Annotated in this window: 13 protein-coding genes; 10 read left to right on the forward strand and 3 right to left on the reverse strand. The window is 68.2% G+C overall.

Annotation, left to right across the window (positions count from 1 at the left end):
• The first annotated feature begins 57 nt into the window (after positions 1 to 57).
• Genes AC6BOR_RS07510 through eda form a run of 8 tightly spaced genes read left to right on the forward strand, consistent with a single transcriptional unit; the run spans position 58 to position 11,014 of the window.
• The gene (locus AC6BOR_RS07510; protein ID WP_498060552.1) at positions 58 to 1,572 is read left to right on the forward strand and encodes a tryptophan halogenase family protein; all 1,515 of its coding nucleotides are present in this window, start codon (positions 58 to 60) and stop codon (positions 1,570 to 1,572) included.
• On the forward strand, positions 1,569 to 3,425 hold the full coding sequence (locus AC6BOR_RS07515) for an alpha-amylase family glycosyl hydrolase (protein ID WP_498060553.1): 1,857 nt from the start codon (positions 1,569 to 1,571) through the stop codon (positions 3,423 to 3,425). Before AC6BOR_RS07510 ends, AC6BOR_RS07515 begins: the two co-directional genes overlap by 4 nt.
• Positions 3,425 to 5,044, forward strand: coding sequence for an alpha-amylase family glycosyl hydrolase (locus AC6BOR_RS07520; RefSeq protein ID WP_498060554.1), 1,620 nt, complete (start codon positions 3,425 to 3,427; stop codon positions 5,042 to 5,044). The genes AC6BOR_RS07515 and AC6BOR_RS07520 overlap by 1 nt, the downstream gene beginning before the upstream one ends.
• Entirely contained in the window at positions 5,035 to 7,080 is a 2,046-nt protein-coding gene (locus tag AC6BOR_RS07525; protein ID WP_498060555.1) for a glycoside hydrolase family 97 protein, read from the forward strand. The genes AC6BOR_RS07520 and AC6BOR_RS07525 overlap by 10 nt, the downstream gene beginning before the upstream one ends.
• Positions 7,077 to 7,988 (forward strand): alpha/beta hydrolase, encoded by a 912-nt coding sequence (locus AC6BOR_RS07530; protein WP_498060556.1) that lies wholly within the window; start codon positions 7,077 to 7,079, stop codon positions 7,986 to 7,988. The genes AC6BOR_RS07525 and AC6BOR_RS07530 overlap by 4 nt, the downstream gene beginning before the upstream one ends.
• Positions 7,985 to 9,430 carry a glucose-6-phosphate dehydrogenase gene (gene zwf, locus AC6BOR_RS07535; RefSeq protein ID WP_498060557.1) on the forward strand — a complete coding sequence of 482 codons (1,446 nt, stop codon included), beginning with the start codon at positions 7,985 to 7,987 and terminating at the stop codon, positions 9,428 to 9,430. The genes AC6BOR_RS07530 and zwf overlap by 4 nt, the downstream gene beginning before the upstream one ends.
• Positions 9,423 to 10,400: a glucokinase gene (glk, locus tag AC6BOR_RS07540; protein WP_498060558.1), complete on the forward strand. Its 978-nt coding sequence runs from the start codon at positions 9,423 to 9,425 to the stop codon at positions 10,398 to 10,400. The genes zwf and glk overlap by 8 nt, the downstream gene beginning before the upstream one ends.
• Positions 10,397 to 11,014: a bifunctional 4-hydroxy-2-oxoglutarate aldolase/2-dehydro-3-deoxy-phosphogluconate aldolase gene (eda, locus tag AC6BOR_RS07545; RefSeq protein ID WP_498060559.1), complete on the forward strand. Its 618-nt coding sequence runs from the start codon at positions 10,397 to 10,399 to the stop codon at positions 11,012 to 11,014. Before glk ends, eda begins: the two co-directional genes overlap by 4 nt.
• On the opposite strand, the gene AC6BOR_RS07550 is transcribed toward eda, so the two are convergent.
• Both AC6BOR_RS07550 and AC6BOR_RS07555 read right to left on the reverse strand, forming a co-directional pair.
• On the reverse strand, positions 10,998 to 12,464 hold the full coding sequence (locus AC6BOR_RS07550) for a hypothetical protein (RefSeq protein ID WP_498060560.1): 1,467 nt from the start codon (positions 12,462 to 12,464) through the stop codon (positions 10,998 to 11,000). The two genes, eda and AC6BOR_RS07550, sit on opposite strands and share 17 nt — an antisense overlap.
• A complete protein-coding gene (locus tag AC6BOR_RS07555) occupies positions 12,464 to 13,225 on the reverse strand; it encodes an ABC transporter ATP-binding protein (RefSeq protein WP_498060561.1) in 762 nt (253 codons plus the stop codon). The genes AC6BOR_RS07550 and AC6BOR_RS07555 overlap by 1 nt, the downstream gene beginning before the upstream one ends.
• Positions 13,226 to 13,335: 110 nt before the next feature.
• Between AC6BOR_RS07555 and AC6BOR_RS07560 the strand changes: the two genes are divergently transcribed.
• Together AC6BOR_RS07560 and AC6BOR_RS07565 are read left to right on the forward strand one after the other, a co-directional pair.
• Positions 13,336 to 14,568: a parallel beta-helix domain-containing protein gene (locus AC6BOR_RS07560; protein WP_498060562.1), complete on the forward strand. Its 1,233-nt coding sequence runs from the start codon at positions 13,336 to 13,338 to the stop codon at positions 14,566 to 14,568.
• The gene (locus tag AC6BOR_RS07565) at positions 14,565 to 15,611 is read left to right on the forward strand and encodes an SO2930 family diheme c-type cytochrome (RefSeq protein ID WP_498060563.1); all 1,047 of its coding nucleotides are present in this window, start codon (positions 14,565 to 14,567) and stop codon (positions 15,609 to 15,611) included. The genes AC6BOR_RS07560 and AC6BOR_RS07565 overlap by 4 nt, the downstream gene beginning before the upstream one ends.
• Here the strand turns inward: AC6BOR_RS07565 and AC6BOR_RS07570 are convergent.
• Positions 15,550 to 16,797: an MFS transporter gene (locus AC6BOR_RS07570; RefSeq protein ID WP_498060564.1), complete on the reverse strand. Its 1,248-nt coding sequence runs from the start codon at positions 16,795 to 16,797 to the stop codon at positions 15,550 to 15,552. The two genes, AC6BOR_RS07565 and AC6BOR_RS07570, sit on opposite strands and share 62 nt — an antisense overlap.
• Positions 16,798 to 16,809 lie beyond the last annotated feature (12 nt).

Below are 16,809 nucleotides of genomic sequence, written 5' to 3' on the forward strand. Positions count from 1 at the left end.
GGCGGCCGGCCACGGGCATATGTCCTTGGCCGGCCGCCTTTTTCATGCGCAAATGCGATGATGGGGGATCAACCGGTCAAGACGCTGGTCATCGCCGGCGGCGGCACCGCCGGCTGGATGACGGCGGCCGCGCTCGCCCGCTTCTGCGGGCCGGGCTGGCATGTCCATCTCGTCGAATCCGATGCCATCGGCACGGTGGGGGTGGGCGAAGCCACCATCCCGCAGATCCGCCTGTTCAACGCCGGGCTTGGCATTGATGAAGCCGATTTCCTGGGCGCAACCCAGGGCACGCTGAAACTCGGCATCGAATTTGTCGATTGGTGGCAGCCCGGCCACCGCTACATGCACAATTTCGGCGAGGTGGGCCGCGGCCTTGGCGTCGTGCCCTTCCAGCATTGGTGGGCCGCCGCCCGCGCCGCCGGGGTGGCCGCCGATTATGGCCACTACAGCCTCAACGAACGCGCCGCCCGCATGGGCCGCTTTGCCCCCTTTGGCGGCGACAACACGCTGCCGCCGCTGGTCTGGGCCTATCATTTCGATGCCGGCCTCTATGCCGCCTATCTGCGGCGCTATGCGCAGCAGCGCGGCGTCACCCGCCACGAAGGCCGCATCGCCCGCGTCGAAACCCAGGGCGAAACCATCCTCGCCCTCCACATGGACGATGGCCGCCGCATCGCCGGCGATGTCTTCATCGATTGCTCCGGCTTCCGCAGCCTGCTGCTGGGCGAAACCCTGGGCAGCGGCTGGCACGACTGGTCGCACTGGCTGCCGTGCGACCGCGCCGTGGCCGTGCCCTGCGCGCACGCACCAGCCGCGCCGCTCACCCCTTACACCCGCAGCACCGCCCGCGCCGCCGGCTGGCAATGGCGCATCCCCCTGCAGCACCGCATCGGCAACGGCCATGTGTTTTCATCCGCCCACCTCAGCGAGGATGAGGCGACCGCCGTGCTGCTGGCCAATCTTGACGGCCCGGCGCTGGCCGAACCACGCAGCCTTCGCTTCCAGGCCGGCCGGCGCGACCGCGCCTGGATTGGCAACTGCATGGCCATCGGCCTGTCGGCCGGCTTCCTTGAGCCGCTCGAATCCACCTCCATCCACCTCATCCAATCGGCCATCGCCCGGCTGCTGGCGCTGCTGCCCGGCGATGCCGCCGAACTGCCGGTGCTCGCCGCCGAAGCCAACCGCCAGGCCGCGCGCGAGGTGGAATGGATCCGCGATTTCATCATCCTCCACTACAAGGCGACCGCGCGCGCCGACACGCCGTTCTGGGCCCAGGTCCAGGCGATGGCGGTGCCGCCCGACCTGGCAGAGCGCATGGCGCTGTTCCAGGAAACGGGGCGCATCCGCCGCGATCACGACGAACTGTTCACCGAACTGGCCTGGGCACAGGTGCTGATCGGCCAGGGTCTGCCGCCCGCCCGGCCGCACCCGCTCACCGCCGGCATCGGCCGCGATGATCTGGCCGGCTTCATGACCAGCCTGGATCGCGCCATCGCCGCCGGCGCCGCCGCCCTGCCCGGCCATGCCGATTGGCTGGCCAAACATGCCCCCGCCCGCGAGGTCCGATCATGATGCGCTCGATTGTCACCGCCGCGCTGCTCGCGGTCACCGCCGCCACGCCTGCGGCCTCCAAAGCGCCGGTTGCGGTCACCGTGGCGCCGGATGCGGCCACGCTGGCCGCCGTTCGGGCCCGCCCGCCGCAGGATGAGCTGATCTATTTCCTGCTGGTCGATCGCTTCGCCAACGGCAATCCCGCCAATGATCGCGGCGGGCTTTCGGGTGGCCCGCTGCAGACCGGCTTTGACCCCACGTCAAAGGCCTTTTTCAACGGCGGCGATCTGGCCGGCGTGCTCCAGAAACTCGATTATATCCAGGGGCTTGGCGCCACCGCCATCTGGCTCGCCCCGGTGTTCAAGAACAAGCCGGTGCAAGGCGGGCCCGGCCAGGAATCGGCCGGCTACCATGGCTATTGGATCACCGATTTCACCCAGGTGGACCCCCATCTGGGCAGCAACGACGATCTGAAGCGCCTGGTCGACGCCGCCCATGCCCGTGGGCTCAAGGTCTATCTCGATATCGTTACCAACCACACCGCCGATGTCATCCAGTATCGGGAATGTGTTGGCAAACCATGCACTTACCGCAGTCGGGCCGATTATCCCTACAGCCGCCAGGGCGGCCCGTCGGGCGGGCAAATCAACCCCGGCTTCGCCGGCGACCACATCGCCACGCCGGAAAACTGGGCCAAACTCACCCGCCCCGATTTTGCCTACACGCCGTTCATCACGCCCGGCGAGGACCGTATCAAGGTGCCGGCCTGGCTCAATGATCCCATCTATTACCACAACCGTGGCGAGACCATTTATCGCAATGAATCCAGCCAGTTCGGCGATTTCGTCAGCCTCGATGACCTTGCCACCGAACATCCCCGCGTCATCGACGGGATGATCGAAATCTATGGCAACTGGATCGAACAGCTCGGCATCGATGGCTACCGCGTCGACACCGCCCAGCACGTGAATCCCGAATTCTGGCAACGCTTTGTGCCGGCCATGCAGGCCCGGGCCAAGGCGGCCGGCATCCCCAATTTCCACATCTTCGGCGAAGTCTCGGTGGACGAGGTCGACGTTGGCCGCCTCGCCCGCAACAGCCGCATCACCGGTATGGACAATGTGCTTGATTTTGCACTGAAAAACGCCGCGATGGAGGCGATTGCCGGCAACGCCCCCACCTCGGTTCTCGCCCGCCTGTTCGCCGATGATGTGCTCTACCCCCAGGGCGAAGCCACCGCCGCCACCAACGCCAGCTTCATCTCCAACCACGACGGCGGCCGCTTTGCCTGGTTCGTCCGCCGCGCCAATCCCAATATCGACACCGTCGAACTGGCGCAGCGCACCCTGCTCGCCCACGGCTTCCTGCTGTTTTCCCGCGGCGTTCCAACCATTTACGCCGGCGACGAGCAGGGCTTCATCGGCACCGGCAATGACCAGCTCGCCCGCCAGCCGCTGTTCGCCAGCCTGGTGCCCGAATATCGCGCCATGCAGAGGCTGGGCACCAGCGCCGGCCACACGGTTGCCAGCTATGATCCCGCCCACCCCTTCTACCGCGCGCTCAAGGCCATGGCCGCCGTGCGCGCCGCTGATCCCCGCCTGCGCCACGGCACCACTCGGGTGCGCGCGGCTGGCGATGCCCCCGGCCTGTTCGCCTTTTCCCGCCAACTGGCTGGAACATCAGGCGAAACGCTGGTGGTGATGAACACCGCCAACACCCCCCTCACCGCCAATGTGATGGTCGATCCCGCCCACCGGGACTGGACCAGCCGCTTTGGCACCTGCCCCGCCACGGCCGCTGCTCCCGGCACGCTGGCGATCAGCCTGCCGCCCCTCGGCATTGCCGTGTGCAGCAGCGATGCGAGTGACAAGTGATGCCTGATGCCGCGCAGCCCGCACCCGAAGCGCACGCCCCAGCCGCCGTCCCCTGGTGGCAGGGCGCCAGCATCTACCAGATCTATCCGCGCAGCTTCCTCGACAGCAACGGCGACGGCATCGGCGATCTGCCCGGCATCACCGCCCGGCTCGATCATGTCGCATCGCTCAATGTCGATGCCATCTGGCTGTCGCCCTTCTTCACCTCGCCGATGCGTGATTTCGGCTATGACGTCGCCGATTATCGCGGCGTCGATCCCATCTTCGGCACGCTGGCCGATTTCGATGCGCTGATCGCCCGCGCCCACCAGCTTGGCCTGAAAATCATCATCGATCAGGTGTGGAGCCACACATCAGACCAGCACGCCTGGTTCCAGGAAAGCCGCCAGAGCCGCACCAACCCGCGCGCCGATTGGTATGTCTGGGCCGATCCCAAGCCGGATGGCACCCCGCCGTCCAACTGGCAGTCGGTGTTCGGCGGCCCGGCCTGGACCTGGGATGCCCGCCGCCAGCAATATTATCTGCACAACTTCCTGAATTCGCAGCCCGATCTCAACATGCACAACCCGGCGGTGCAGGATGCCATCCTGGATGTTGCCCGCTTCTGGCTGGATCGCGGCGTTGATGGCTTCCGTATCGATGCCATCAATTTCGCCATGCATGACCCCCAGTTGCGCGACAATCCGCCGGCCAGCGGCAACCACAAGCGCACCCGGCCTTTCGATTTCCAGCGCCGCATCCACAACATGTCCCACCCGGATATCCCCGGCTTTCTGGAGCGGGTGGCCGGCGTGATCGCCGCCTATCCCGATCGCTTCACCGTCGCCGAGGTGGGCGGCGACGAGGCGATTGCCGAAATGCACGCCTTCACCGCCGGCACCCGGCGCCTGAATTCGGCCTATGGCTTCAACTTCCTCTATGGGGAACAACTCACCCCGCGCCTGGTTGCCGATGCGCTGGCCGAATGGCCGGAAACGCCCGGCACCGGCTGGCCCAGCTGGGCCTTTTCCAACCACGACGCCCCGCGCGCCGCCAGCCGCTGGCATGGGCCCTGCCCCCATGATGATTATGCCCGGCTGATCATGCTGTTGCTCGTCGCCCTGCGCGGCAACATCTTCCTCTATTATGGCGAGGAACTTGGCCTCACCCAGGCCGAAATCGGCTTTGCCGACCTGCAGGATCCCGAAGCCATCGCCAACTGGCCGCTCACCCTGGGCCGCGATGGCGCCCGCACGCCGATGCCCTGGCTTGCCGGCCAGCCCAACGCCGGCTTTTCCATGGCCCGACCCTGGCTGCCGCTGGGCGCCGATCATGCCGCCCGCGCCGTTGACCAGCAGCAGGGCGACCCGCAATCGATGCTGCACTGGACCGCGGCGCTGATGGCCCTGCGCCAGCAGCAGCCCGCCCTCAAGCGCGGCAGCACCCGGGTTCTCGTGGCCAGCGGCGATCTGCTCATCCTGCACCGCACGCTCGGCGATGCCACCCTGGTTTGCGCCTATAATCTGGGCGCCGAACCCATCGCCGTCGATCTCGCCATCGGCGCGCCCTTTGCCAGCCACGGCGGCGCCACCGCCCGGCTGCTGCCGCCCTTCTCGGGACTGATCGCACCATGCGCCTGATCCTTGCTCTCCTGGCGCTGCTGTGCGCGCTGCCGGCGCTGGCCGAACCGATGCTGCGCTCCCCCGATGGCCGCACCGAAGTGCGCATCACCGGCGACGGCGATGGCCGGCTCTATTGGCAGGCAACGCGTGACGGCAAAGCATTGCTTGCCGCCGCACCGCTGGGCTTCATCCTGGCCGACGCGCCCAAGCTTGACCGCAAGCTGGCCATCACCGGGGAAGAGGCCAGCCGCAGCGACACGACCTGGGATCAGCCTTGGGGCGAGCGCGCCCGTGTGCGCGACAGCCACAACCAACTCATCCTCCACATCGCCGAGACCAGCGTGCTGAAACGCCGCTTCGATCTCGTCATCCGCGCCTTCAACGATGGCATCGCCCTGCGCTATGCCTTCCCGGAACAGCCCAATCTCAAGCAGTTGCGCATCGTTGCCGAGCTGACCGAGTTCCGCATCGCCGATGCCGCCGCCGGCCAGGCCTGGTGGATTCCGGCGCTGGAATGGAACCGCGAGGAATATCTCTATCGCCAGACCGGCATCACCGAAGTCGGCCTCGCCCAGACGCCGCTCACGCTGAAAACCGCCAGCGGCACCTGGCTGTCCATCCACGAGGCCGCGCTGATCGATTATGCCGGCATGAACCTGCAGCCGGCCGGCAACGGCATTTTCCGCGCTGCCCTCACCCCGTCGGCCAGCGGGCCGGCCGTGGTGGTCGCCGCACCCTTTGCCACCCCGTGGCGGGTGGTGATGATCGGCGACGATGCCCCGGGGCTGGCCAATTCCAGCCTGATCCTCAACCTCAATGAGCCCAACAGGCTGGGCGATGTCTCCTGGGTCAAACCCTGCAAATATGCCGGCATCTGGTGGTCGATGCACCTCGACACCGAAACATGGGCGACAGGGCCCAGGCACGGCGCCACCACCGCCAACGCCATCCGCATGATCGATTGGGCCGCCGCCAACGGCCTGTGCGGCCTGCTGGTCGAAGGCTGGAACAAGGGCTGGGATGGGGACTGGTTCGCCAACGGCTGGGATTTCCGCTTTGCCGAACCGACCGCCGATTTCGACATGGCCACCATCGCCGCCCACGCCCGCAAGAAGGGCATCGGCCTGATCGGCCACCACGAAACCAGCGGCAATCTCGCCAATTACGAAGCGCAGCTGGATGCGGGCATGGCCTATTATGCCAAAAACGGCGTCACCATGGTGAAGACCGGCTATGTCGCCGATGCCGGTGGCCTGCAGGTGGCGGCCACAACGCCGGGCATCGACATGAACGGCCAGCCACGCGCCCTCACCTATGAATGGCACGAAGGCCAGGCCAGCGCCCGCCACCATGTCCGCGTGCTGGAAGCGGCTGCCAAACAGCATATCAGCGTCAACAGCCACGAACCGATCAAGGACACGGGCTTGCGGCGCACCTACCCCAACTGGGTCAGCCGCGAAGGCGCGCGGGGCATGGAGTTCAATGCCTGGGGCAACCCCAACAACGGGCCGGAGCATGAGGCGACCCTGGCCTTCACCCGCCTGCTCGCCGGGCCGATGGATTATACGCCCGGCATCGTCTCGCTGCAGGGCCGCGGCCAGAAAATCCCCTCGACGCTCGCCAAGCAGTTGGCCCTCTATGTCACCATCTATTCGCCGCTGCAGATGGTCGCCGATCTGCCGGAAAACTATGCCAAGGCGCCCAAGGCCGCGATGGACTTCATCCGCGCCGTGCCGGTGGACTGGCAGGAATCGGTGACGCTGGCCGGTGAGCCCGGCAGCCATGTCGTCACCGCCCGCCAGCGCCGCGGCGGCCAGGATTGGTGGCTGGGCGCCGCGGGCGGCAAGACGGCGGTTGCCGCCGACGTGCCGCTGAACTTCCTCGCCCCCGGCATCCGTTATCGCCTCACCCTTTGGCGCGATGGCCCCGCCGCCGCAGCCAACCCGCTCGATCTGGCCGTCGAAACCCGCATCGTCACCAGCACGGACAGGCTGGCCCTGCAGCTGGCTGCCGGCGGTGGCGGCGCCGCCGCCCGGTTCGAGCCGATCAAATGATCAGCCGGCGCACACTGCTGGCCGCCGCCCCGGCATTGCTCGCAAGCCGGGGGCGGGCGGGCGAATCCATCCAGTTCCGCCGCCACGCCAATCTTGCCGGCCCCGGCATCCTGCCCCGCCATGTCGATGTGTGGGTGCCGCCCGATGCCCCGGCCGGCCAGCCGCTGCCGCTGCTGCTGATGCACGATGGCCAAAATCTGTTCGAACCGGCCTCGGCCTATGGCGGTGTCACCTGGCGGGTGGCCGAAACCATCATGGCCGGCATGGCAGCCGGCACGCTGCCACCGATGATCGTCGCCGGGGTGTGGAACAGCGGCGTGCAGCGCTGGGGCGATTATGTGCCGGCCGATCTGATGGCGCGGCTGCCGGCACCGCTCGCTGTCCGCTTCAACCAGGTGGGCGGCGGGCCGTCACGCTCCCCGGCCTATCTGGCCTTCCTGGCCGAGGTTGTGCTGCCGCTGCTGCGCAGTTCCTATCCGGTCGCGCCGGGCAAGGCGTTCATCGCCGGCTCCTCGATGGGGGGCCTCGCCGCCCTCAACGCCCTGATGGAGCGGCCGGATCTGTTCCGCGCCGCTGGCTGTCTCTCGACGCACTGGCCGGTGCTGGCCCCGCAGCCCGAACCCCAGGCCGGCGAAGTGCCGGCGATCGAGGCCGCCATCGCCGGCTGGATCCACGATCGGCTCGGCCCACCCGCTGGCCGCCGCCTGTGGCTGGACCACGGCGATCAGGGGCTGGACCAATATTATGCCCCCTTCCAGGCGGTTGCCGACAAGGCATTGCTTGCCGCAAGATGGCGGCAAGGGCAGGATGTCGTATCGCGCGCCTTTCCCGGAACCGGCCATAACGAGGCCAGCTGGGCCGCAAGGCTTGCGTTAACGTTCACATTCCTGTTCAAGGGTCAGGCATGACCATCGCTACGTCTCTGTTGCTGTTCGGCGCCACCGGCGATCTGTCGCGCCGCATGCTGCTGCCATCGCTGTTTGGCCTGTCAGCCGATGGCCTGCTGCACCCTGATTTGAGGATCATCGGCACCGCCCGCAGCGCGCTTGATGCCGAAGCCTTCAAGGCCATGGCCGCCAAGGCACTGGAACAATTTGTCGAGGCCGAACGCCGCCCGGCCGGTGCGGTTGCCGCCTTCCTCGACCGGCTGGCCTATGTGCCGCTGGATGCCACCAGGCCGGAGGGTTTTTCGGCGCTGGCGGCCGAGGTCGGCGATCCCTGCCGGCTGGCGATCTTCCTGTCGACGGCGCCCAGCCTGTTCGGCCCCACCATCGCCGGGCTGGCCGGGGCGGGCCTAGCCTGTGCCGGGGCGCGCCTCGCGCTGGAAAAGCCGCTGGGCCATGATCTGGCCAGCAGCCGCGCCATCAACGATGCCGTTGCCACCGCGTATCCCGAAAGCCAGATTTTCCGCATCGATCATTATCTCGGCAAGGAAACCGTCCAGAATCTGCTGGCGCTGCGCTTTGGCAATATATTGTTCGAACCGCTGTGGAACGCGGGCGGCATCTCTTCGGTGCAGATCACTGTCGGTGAAACCGTCGGCCTCGAAGGCCGCGCCGATTATTACGACGGCATGGGCGCCCTGCGCGACATGGTGCAGAACCACATGCTGCAGCTGCTCGCCCTGGTTGCCATGGAGCCGCCGGCGCGGCTCGATCCGGCGGCGGTGCGCGATGAAAAGGTGAAGGTGCTGCGTTCGCTGCGCCCGATCACCGCCCGCGAGGTCGAAAGCCACAGCGTGCGCGGCCAATATGGCGCCGGCTCCAGCGGCGGCCAGCCGGTGAAGGCCTATGCCGAGGAGCTGGGCCGCGCGTCGGACACCGAAACCTTCGTGGCGCTGAAGGCCCATGTCGACAATTGGCGCTGGAAGGGCGTGCCCTTCTACCTGCGCACCGGCAAGCGCCTGCCCGAACGCATGAGCGAGATCATCGTGCAGTTCCGCCCCGTGCCGCATTCGATGTTCGGCGATGCCGCGATGAAGCCCAACAAGCTGATCATCTCCATCCAGCCCGACGAGAATATCGGCCTGCAGATGATGGCAAAGGTGCCGGGGCTCGATCGCGACGGGCTGAAACTGCGCGCCGTGCCGCTTGATATCGGCATGACGAACGCCTTTGCCGATGTGCGCCGCCGCATCGCCTATGAACGGCTGATGCTCGATCTGGTCGAAGGCCGGCAGACCCTGTTCGTCCGCCGCGACGAGGTGGAGGCACAATGGACCTGGATCGACGCCATCCGCGCCGGCTGGGCCGAAACCGGCATGGGCGTCAAACCCTATGCCGCCGGCACCTGGGGTCCATCGGCGGCGATCGCCCTGACCGAACGTGACGGAGTGAGCTGGCATGACTGAGCTGGTCGCAGCCGATATCGGCGGCACCCACGCCCGCTTTGCGCTGGCCCGGCTGGATGCCGCCGGCCGGGTGGTGCGGCTGGACGAACCGATGGTGTTGCGCTGCGCCGATCACGCCTCGCTGCAAATGGCGTGGGAAGCGTTTGGCGCCGCGCTCGGCCACCCGCTGCCGCGCGCGGCGGCCATCGCCGTTGCCGCCCCGGTGGTTGGCGAAGAGCTGAAGCTGACCAACAACCCCTGGGTGATCCGCCCGGCGCTGGTGAACGAGAAGCTCGGCCTTGATGCCCATGTGCTGGTCAATGATTTCGAGGCGGTGGCCTATGCCGTCGGCGCCTGCGGGGCCGACCAGTTCCGCCACCTGTGCGGGCCCGATCAACCGCTGCCCGACAGCGGCACCATCTCCGTGCTCGGCCCCGGCACCGGGCTGGGCGTCGGCCTGCTGGTGAAGAACGGCGGCGATGACTGGCAGGTGCTGCCCACCGAAGGCAGCCATGGCGATTTCTCGCCGGTGGACAGCCTGGAAGATGCCATCCTGGCGCATTTCCGCCGCCGCTTTGGCCGCGTGTCGGCCGAACGGGTGATCTCGGGCCCCGGTCTTGCCGATATCCACGCCGCGCTCGCCGCACTGGAAGACCGCGCCATCCAGCCGATGGACGACAAGGCTCTGTGGACCCTGGCGATGAGCGGCGAAGACAGCCTCGCCACCGCCGCGCTCGACCGTTTCTGCCTGGCGCTGGGCAGCTTTGCCGGCAACATCGCGCTTGCCCATGGTGCCGGCGGCGTGGTGATCGGCGGCGGGCTGGGCGCGCGCCTGGCCGATCTCCTGCCCAAGTCCGGCTTTGCTGGCCGTTTTGCCGCCAAGGGCCGCTTTGAAAATCTGATGCGCAGCCTGCCGGTCAAGCTGATCACCCACCCGCAGCCGGGCCTGTATGGCGCGGCCGCCGCCTTTGCCCGCAAGAGACCGCAATGACCGTCGATGAACTCATGGGCCTTGCCCCCGTCATTCCCGTGCTGGTGGTGGACGATGTCGCCCACGCCAAACCGCTGGCCGAAGCGCTGGTGGCCGGCGGCCTGCCGGTGCTGGAGGTGACGCTGCGCACCCCGGCCGCACTCGACGTGATCCGCGAGATGGCCAGCGTGCCGGGCGCCGTTGTTGGCGCCGGCACCGTGCTGTCGCCGCAGGATCTGGCCCTGGCCAAGGCGGCCGGCGCGCGCTTTATCGTCTCCCCCGGCCTGTCGGCAACCCTGGGCGCGGCTGCGCGCGGCAGCGGCCTGCCGTGCCTGCCCGGCGTCGCCACCGCCAGCGACATCATCCGCGCGCTCGAACAGGGCTTCACCCGGCTGAAATTCTTCCCAGCCACCGCCAACGGTGGCCTGCCGGCGCTGAAGGCCATGGCCGCCGTGTTCGGCGCCGTGCGCTTCTGCCCCACCGGCGGCATCACCGAAGCCACCGCGCCCGAATGGCTGGCCGAACCGTCGGTCGCCTGCGTCGGCGGCAGCTGGATCGCCAAGCGCGGCGAGACCGACTGGGCCGCCATCACCGCCCGCGCCCGGGCGGCCGCCGGGCTCAGCCGTCCGGCCTGACGCGAAACCACCACGCCCCAGCCAGCAACAGCGCCGGCACCGCGAACGCCGCCAGCACCCACAGGCTGCCGGCCAGCAACAGCTGCGTCGCCGCCGCCAGGCTGCCCAGCACGATGAATTCGCCGAGCGCCATCATCAGGGATGACCGATAGCGCTGGCGAAAGGCGCTGCGCTTCATCGGCTGGCGCGTCCAATATTGCAGCGCCGCCGTGCTCAGGCCCGACACCAGTGCCATCGGCAGCATCAGCGCCGCGGCCAGCGGCTGGCGCACCACCACCAGCGCCGCAACCCCCAGCACCAGCAGCAACGGCGGCACCAAGGCTGCGCCCAGCTTGGCGATCAGCACGTGCCCGGCCGGCACCGGGGCGGACGCGATCAGATCGGGCGCGTCTTCGGCTGCAATCACCAGCCAGGCCAGTGACGAGGCCAGCGCCCCGCCAACAAACACCCCGGCTGCCGCCATCCGCCCCGGCGTGACATGGCCGCCGCTGAAGATCAGCGCGATGATCGGCACCATGAACACCAGCTGTTGGCCAATCTGCGCCACCAGTTCGGGATCGCGCCTGAGCAGCCGCCATTCCTTGCCGAACAGCACCATCAACGGGCTGCCGCCAAAGCGCGCCGATTGCCCCCGGCGCGACACCGCTGCCGGGGCCGGGGCCGCCTCCAGCCGGCTGGCCGCCAGCTGCGCCGCTGCGCGCGCCGCCAGCACCGCCAGCGCCAGCATCGCCATCAACGCAGCGGGATCGCCCAGCAGCGCCCGCGCCGGCACATCCAGCGGAAACGGCGGCGGCCGATACAGCGCCCCCATGTGCGCCGCAAACCAGTGCGGCGCGAAATTCGGCGTCTGGCCGAGCACGAACATCGATGCGCCCAGCAGCACCCCGGTCAATTGCGCCGCCAGCCGCGCCCGCGCCGGGCCCAGCAGCCGGTCCAGCCCGGCCGCGATCATCAGCGCCGTTGCCGTGGCGGCCAATGCCACCGCCACCACCACCAAAGGCCCGGCCAGCCACGGCCAATGGCCAAACAGCGCCGACGCCACAAAGAAAGGCGTGGTCAGCAAGAGAAAGGGCAGCGCCACCATGGCGTTGATGCTTGCCGTGCGCATGATGATCGCCCGCGCCGCCGGGATCGGGGCCGACAGCAGCAGCTCCAGCTCCCCCCGGTCGCGCCCCATGCGCAGCACATGGGCATAGGCGGAACTGAGCATCACCAGCGCCATCGCAGCCATTGCCGCCGCCACCTGGCCCAAAATCTCGGCCGGCAACATCGCCAGCCCGCGCCAGCGCCACGCCAGCATGGTGCCCACCACCAGCGGCAGGATGGCCAGCGCCAGCACCAGCACCGCCTTGGCCAGCGCCCCCTGTTGGCCGCGCGCCCGCACCCGCACATCGTGCAGCACCAGCCAGGGCAGGCTGGCCGGTGGAAAGGCCGCCAGCAACCCGGCCATCACGCCGCCGCCAGCTCCAGAAACACGTCCTCCAGCGTGGTGCCGGCGCCGCGCCCGGCCGCCAGTTCGGCCATCGTGCCTTCCGCCACCAGCCGCCCGGCCCGGATGATGCCGATGCGCGCCGCCATGCGCTCGGCCACTTCCAATATGTGGGTGGTGATGATCACCGTCGCCCCGGCGCCGACAAATTCGATCAGCATGTCCTTCACCACGCGGGCGGCCGCCGCATCCAGCCCGGTCAACGGCTCGTCCAGGATCAACAAGCGCGGCTCGTGGATCAGGGCACCGGCCAGCGCCAGCTTCTGCTTCATGCCGCGCGAAAAGCCTTCGCAGCGGGCATCGCGCTTGTCCGCCAGGCCCAGTCGCGCCAGCAGCCGGTCGGCCCGCGCCGCCGCCACGTCGGCCGGCACCCGCCACAGCCCGGCGATGAAGGCCAGATATTCGGCCGCCGTCAGCTTGTCATACAACAAGGGCTCATCCGGCAGCCAGGCCAGCATCTGCTTGGCCGCGATCGGATCGGCCAGCGCATCCAGCCCGAACAGGCGGATCGATCCGGCATCGGGCCGCGCCAGCCCCGTCACCATGCGCAGCGTCGTCGTCTTGCCGGCGCCGTTGGGCCCCAGCAGCGCATAGATTTCACCGGCCGGCACCACCAGATCCAGCCCGTCCACCGCCCGCATCCCGGCAAAGCTCTTCACCAGGCCGGAAATCACCAGCGCCGCCGGATCGGCTGCAGGATTGGGGGGAAGAATCGCATGCATGGCAACACAGGCTAACAAAGCCCTGCCCCCATGGCGATGAACGCCCATTAACCCCTTGAATTGGGGCTTGAGCATTGACCCTGTTCGGTGGAAGCTGCGACGAAATAACCTTGGGGATCCGCACCATGCGCCGCCTGCTCACCACCGTCACCCTGGGCCTGCTGGCCAGCACCGCCGTGGCCAAGACTATCCATGTCGGCCCCGGCGGCAACGCCCAGGAAAAACTGCAGACCGCCTTCATCGAAGCCCAGCCGGGGGACATCATCCACATTGCCGCCGGCCGCTATGCACTCGCCGATGGCCTGTCGCTGGATGTGGACAATGTCACGGTGAAGGGCGACGGGCCGGGCGCCACCATCCTCGATTTCACCGCCCAGAAAGGTTCGGGCGAAGGCGTGCTCGTCACGTCTGATGCGGTGGTGATCCGCGATCTGGCGGTGGAAAACCCGGCCGGCAACGGCATCAAGTCCAAGGGCAGCGATGGCATCGCGCTCGTCAACCTGCGGGTGGAATGGACCGGCGGGCCCAAATCCACCAACGGCGCCTATGGCCTGTATCCGGTCTCCTCGAAAAATGTGCTGATCGACCGCAGCCAAGTGAAGGGCGCATCCGATGCCGGCATCTATGTCGGCCAGTCGCAGAACATCATCGTTCGGAACTCCCGCGCCGAAATGAACGTGGCCGGGATCGAGATCGAGAACAGCTATGACGCCGACGTGGTGGGCAACACCGCCACCAACAATGCCGGCGGCATCCTGGTGTTCGATCTGCCCGATCTGCCGCAACAGGGCGGCCGCAACGTGCGGCTGCGCGGCAACCAGGTGATCGCCAACAACCACCCCAATTTCGCAGCGCCCGGCAACATCGTCGCCGGGGTGCCATCGGGCACCGGCGTGATGGTGATGGCCAACAGCAATGTCGAAGTGAACGACAATGATATCAGCGGCAATGCCGGCAATGGCGTGATGATCGTCGCCTACACCCAGAAATTCACCGATGCCGCCTACAACCCGCTGCCGCGCAATGTCCACGTGGCCGGCAACCGCTTCAGCGGCAACGGCAGCAACCCGGCCTTTGCCGGCGGCAAGGAACTGGCCGCCGCGCTGGGCGGCACGGTGCCGCCCGTGATGTGGGATGGCATCACCCGCTATGTGGTTCCGGGTGGAGCCGAGCGCGCCGATGGCGGCAACATCAGCAGCGACGCCCCCGGCATCAGCCTCAACCTTGGCCTGCAGGGCACCCCGCCCACCAAGGCGCAGCCCGCGCCCCTGCCGCAACAACTGGTGATCAGCAACCGGCCCGCCATCACCCTGCCCGCCGAACTGGAAGCGCGCAGCCGATGAAGCGTCCGCTGGCCGCCCTGTTGCTTCTCGGCGCTGCCCCGGTGCCACACGTCAACGCCGATCTGCTGCGCACCACCGATGCGCCGCGGCTGGCCGATTATGGCCTGTTTGATGCCGCTGGCCGACCGGCGCCGGGCGTGCAGCGCTACACGCTCAACACGCCGCTGTTTTCCGATGGCGCGGAGAAATATCGCTATGTCTGGCTGCCGCCAGGCACCCGCGCCGACTATCGCGCCAGCGGCCCGCTGGCCTTCCCGGTCGGCACTGTGCTGGTCAAACGCTTCGCCTTCCCGGTCGACGCGCGGGCGCCTGGCACCAATCTCACCCCCATCGAAACCCGCCTGCTCATCCACCGCCCGGCCGGCTGGGTGGCGTTGAGCTATGTTGAGGAGGGCGGCGAGGCCGTGTTGAAGCGCGCCGGCAAGCGCGTCGCCGTCACGACCACCGATGCCGCCGGCCGGCCGCTGACCATCGATTATGCCGTGCCCAACCAGAACCAGTGCAAGACCTGCCACCAGTCTGGCGAGGCGATCACCCCGATCGGCCCCACGGCAGCCAATCTGAACGATGGCCGGCAGCTGCTGCAATGGCAGGCCAGCGGCCGGCTGGCCGGGCTGCCGGCGGCAAACATTCCCCGCCTGGCCCGCTGGGACGATGCGGCCGCCAGCCTGGATGCACGGGCCCGCGCCTATCTCGCAGTCAATTGCGGCCATTGCCACAACCGCGCCGGCTTTGCCTCCAACTCCGGCCTGTGGCTGGATCCCGATGAACGCGAACCAGCGCATATCGGCATCAACAAGCGGCCGGTGGCCGCCGGGCGCGGTTCAGGCGGGCTGGAATTCTCGATTGCGCCGGGCCAGCCCGACCGGTCGATCCTGCTGCACCGCATGCTCAGTTCCGAACCCGGCGTGATGATGCCGCAGTTCGGCCGCAGCCTGATCCATGCCGAAGGCGTCGCGCTGATCCGCAAATGGATTGCCGCTATGCCGGCCGATCCAGCCCCTGCAGCGCCGGCAACAGCAGCAGCACCGTCAGGCCGCTGAGCGCCAGCACCGGTACCACGCCCAGCCCGGCGCCCACCGCCGCGCCGGCCGCCAGCACTGCACTCACCTGAAACAGGCTGTTGATGATGTTGTTTGCGGCAATGGCGCTGGCGCGGTTCTGCGCCGGCCCGGCGGTTTGCAGCACGGCATAGAGGGGCACCGAAAACACCCCGCCGGCCAGCGCCAACAGCAACAGATCGGCCAGCACGCGCCAGCTGGCAGCCAGGCCAAAGAACAGCGCCAGATCCTTGGGCGTGCTGCCCACCGCCGGCACCGAAAACCAAAGATCGCCGCCGGCCAGCGCCATCACCAGCCCGGCCGCCGCACACAGCCGCGTGGTGATGCGGCCCTTCAGCCAGCGGCCCACCGCGACCGATCCCACTGCAATCCCGATCGAAAAGGCGGCCAGGAACAGCGTCGACACCGCTTCATCGCCGCCCATGACATTCTTGGCCATCGGCACGAACTGGCTGGTGTAGATGGCGCCCAGGGCCCAGAACCAGCTGATCGCCAGGGTGGCCACCAGCAGGCGCCGGTTGCCAAAGGCGGTGGCCAGCGCCGCCCTGCTGGTCGAAAGCGGGTTCCAGTCCAGCCGCTGGCCGGGCTGTTCCGGCGCTGCCGCCGGGATGGCGCGCGCCGCCAGCCAGCCAACAACGGCCAGCGCGCAGGTGATCGGCCCCACCGCCTGTGTCGCCAGCAGGCCGCCGGCGACCTGGCCCAGCAGGATCGAAACGAACGTCGCCGCCTCCACCAGGCCGGTGCCGGCGATCAGCTCCTCATCGCGCAGATGCTGGGGCAGGATGGCATATTTGACCGGCCCGAACAGGGTGGAATGGCACCCCATCAGAAACACCACCGCCAATGCCAATTCCAGTGATCCGATCGCCAGCGCCGCCCAGCCCAGCGCCATGAAGCCGATTTCCAGCAGCTTCACCGCCCGCGCAATCGCCGCCTTGTCGCGCCGGTCGGCGGCGCTGCCGGCCAGGCCGGAAAACAGCACGAACGGCAGGATGAACAGCCCGGCGGCGGTGGAGGCCAGCATCGCCGCCTTTTCGGGATCGGCCGCCGCCACATCATAGGCGACGATGAACACCAGCGCGGTGCGGAACAGATTGTCGTTGAAGGCCCCCAGGAACTGGGTGACGAACAGGGGGCCAAAGCGCCGCGTGGCAAGCAGGTTCCACATCTGGCATTGGGC

The organism is Sandarakinorhabdus sp. FBCC-B8862 (assembly GCF_059745315.1).

Coding starts and splice junctions, on each gene's coding strand:
- AC6BOR_RS07510 (WP_498060552.1), top strand. CDS start 58: ATGATGGGGGATCAACCGGTCAAGACGCTGGTCATCGCCGGCGGCGGC.
- AC6BOR_RS07515 (WP_498060553.1), top strand. CDS start 1,569: ATGATGCGCTCGATTGTCACCGCCGCGCTGCTCGCGGTCACCGCCGCC.
- AC6BOR_RS07520 (WP_498060554.1), top strand. CDS start 3,425: ATGCCTGATGCCGCGCAGCCCGCACCCGAAGCGCACGCCCCAGCCGCC.
- AC6BOR_RS07525 (WP_498060555.1), top strand. CDS start 5,035: ATGCGCCTGATCCTTGCTCTCCTGGCGCTGCTGTGCGCGCTGCCGGCG.
- AC6BOR_RS07530 (WP_498060556.1), top strand. CDS start 7,077: ATGATCAGCCGGCGCACACTGCTGGCCGCCGCCCCGGCATTGCTCGCA.
- zwf (WP_498060557.1), top strand. CDS start 7,985: ATGACCATCGCTACGTCTCTGTTGCTGTTCGGCGCCACCGGCGATCTG.
- glk (WP_498060558.1), top strand. CDS start 9,423: ATGACTGAGCTGGTCGCAGCCGATATCGGCGGCACCCACGCCCGCTTT.
- eda (WP_498060559.1), top strand. CDS start 10,397: ATGACCGTCGATGAACTCATGGGCCTTGCCCCCGTCATTCCCGTGCTG.
- AC6BOR_RS07550 (WP_498060560.1), bottom strand. CDS start 12,464: ATGGCCGGGTTGCTGGCGGCCTTTCCACCGGCCAGCCTGCCCTGGCTG.
- AC6BOR_RS07555 (WP_498060561.1), bottom strand. CDS start 13,225: ATGCATGCGATTCTTCCCCCCAATCCTGCAGCCGATCCGGCGGCGCTG.
- AC6BOR_RS07565 (WP_498060563.1), top strand. CDS start 14,565: ATGAAGCGTCCGCTGGCCGCCCTGTTGCTTCTCGGCGCTGCCCCGGTG.
- AC6BOR_RS07570 (WP_498060564.1), bottom strand. CDS start 16,797: ATGTGGAACCTGCTTGCCACGCGGCGCTTTGGCCCCCTGTTCGTCACC.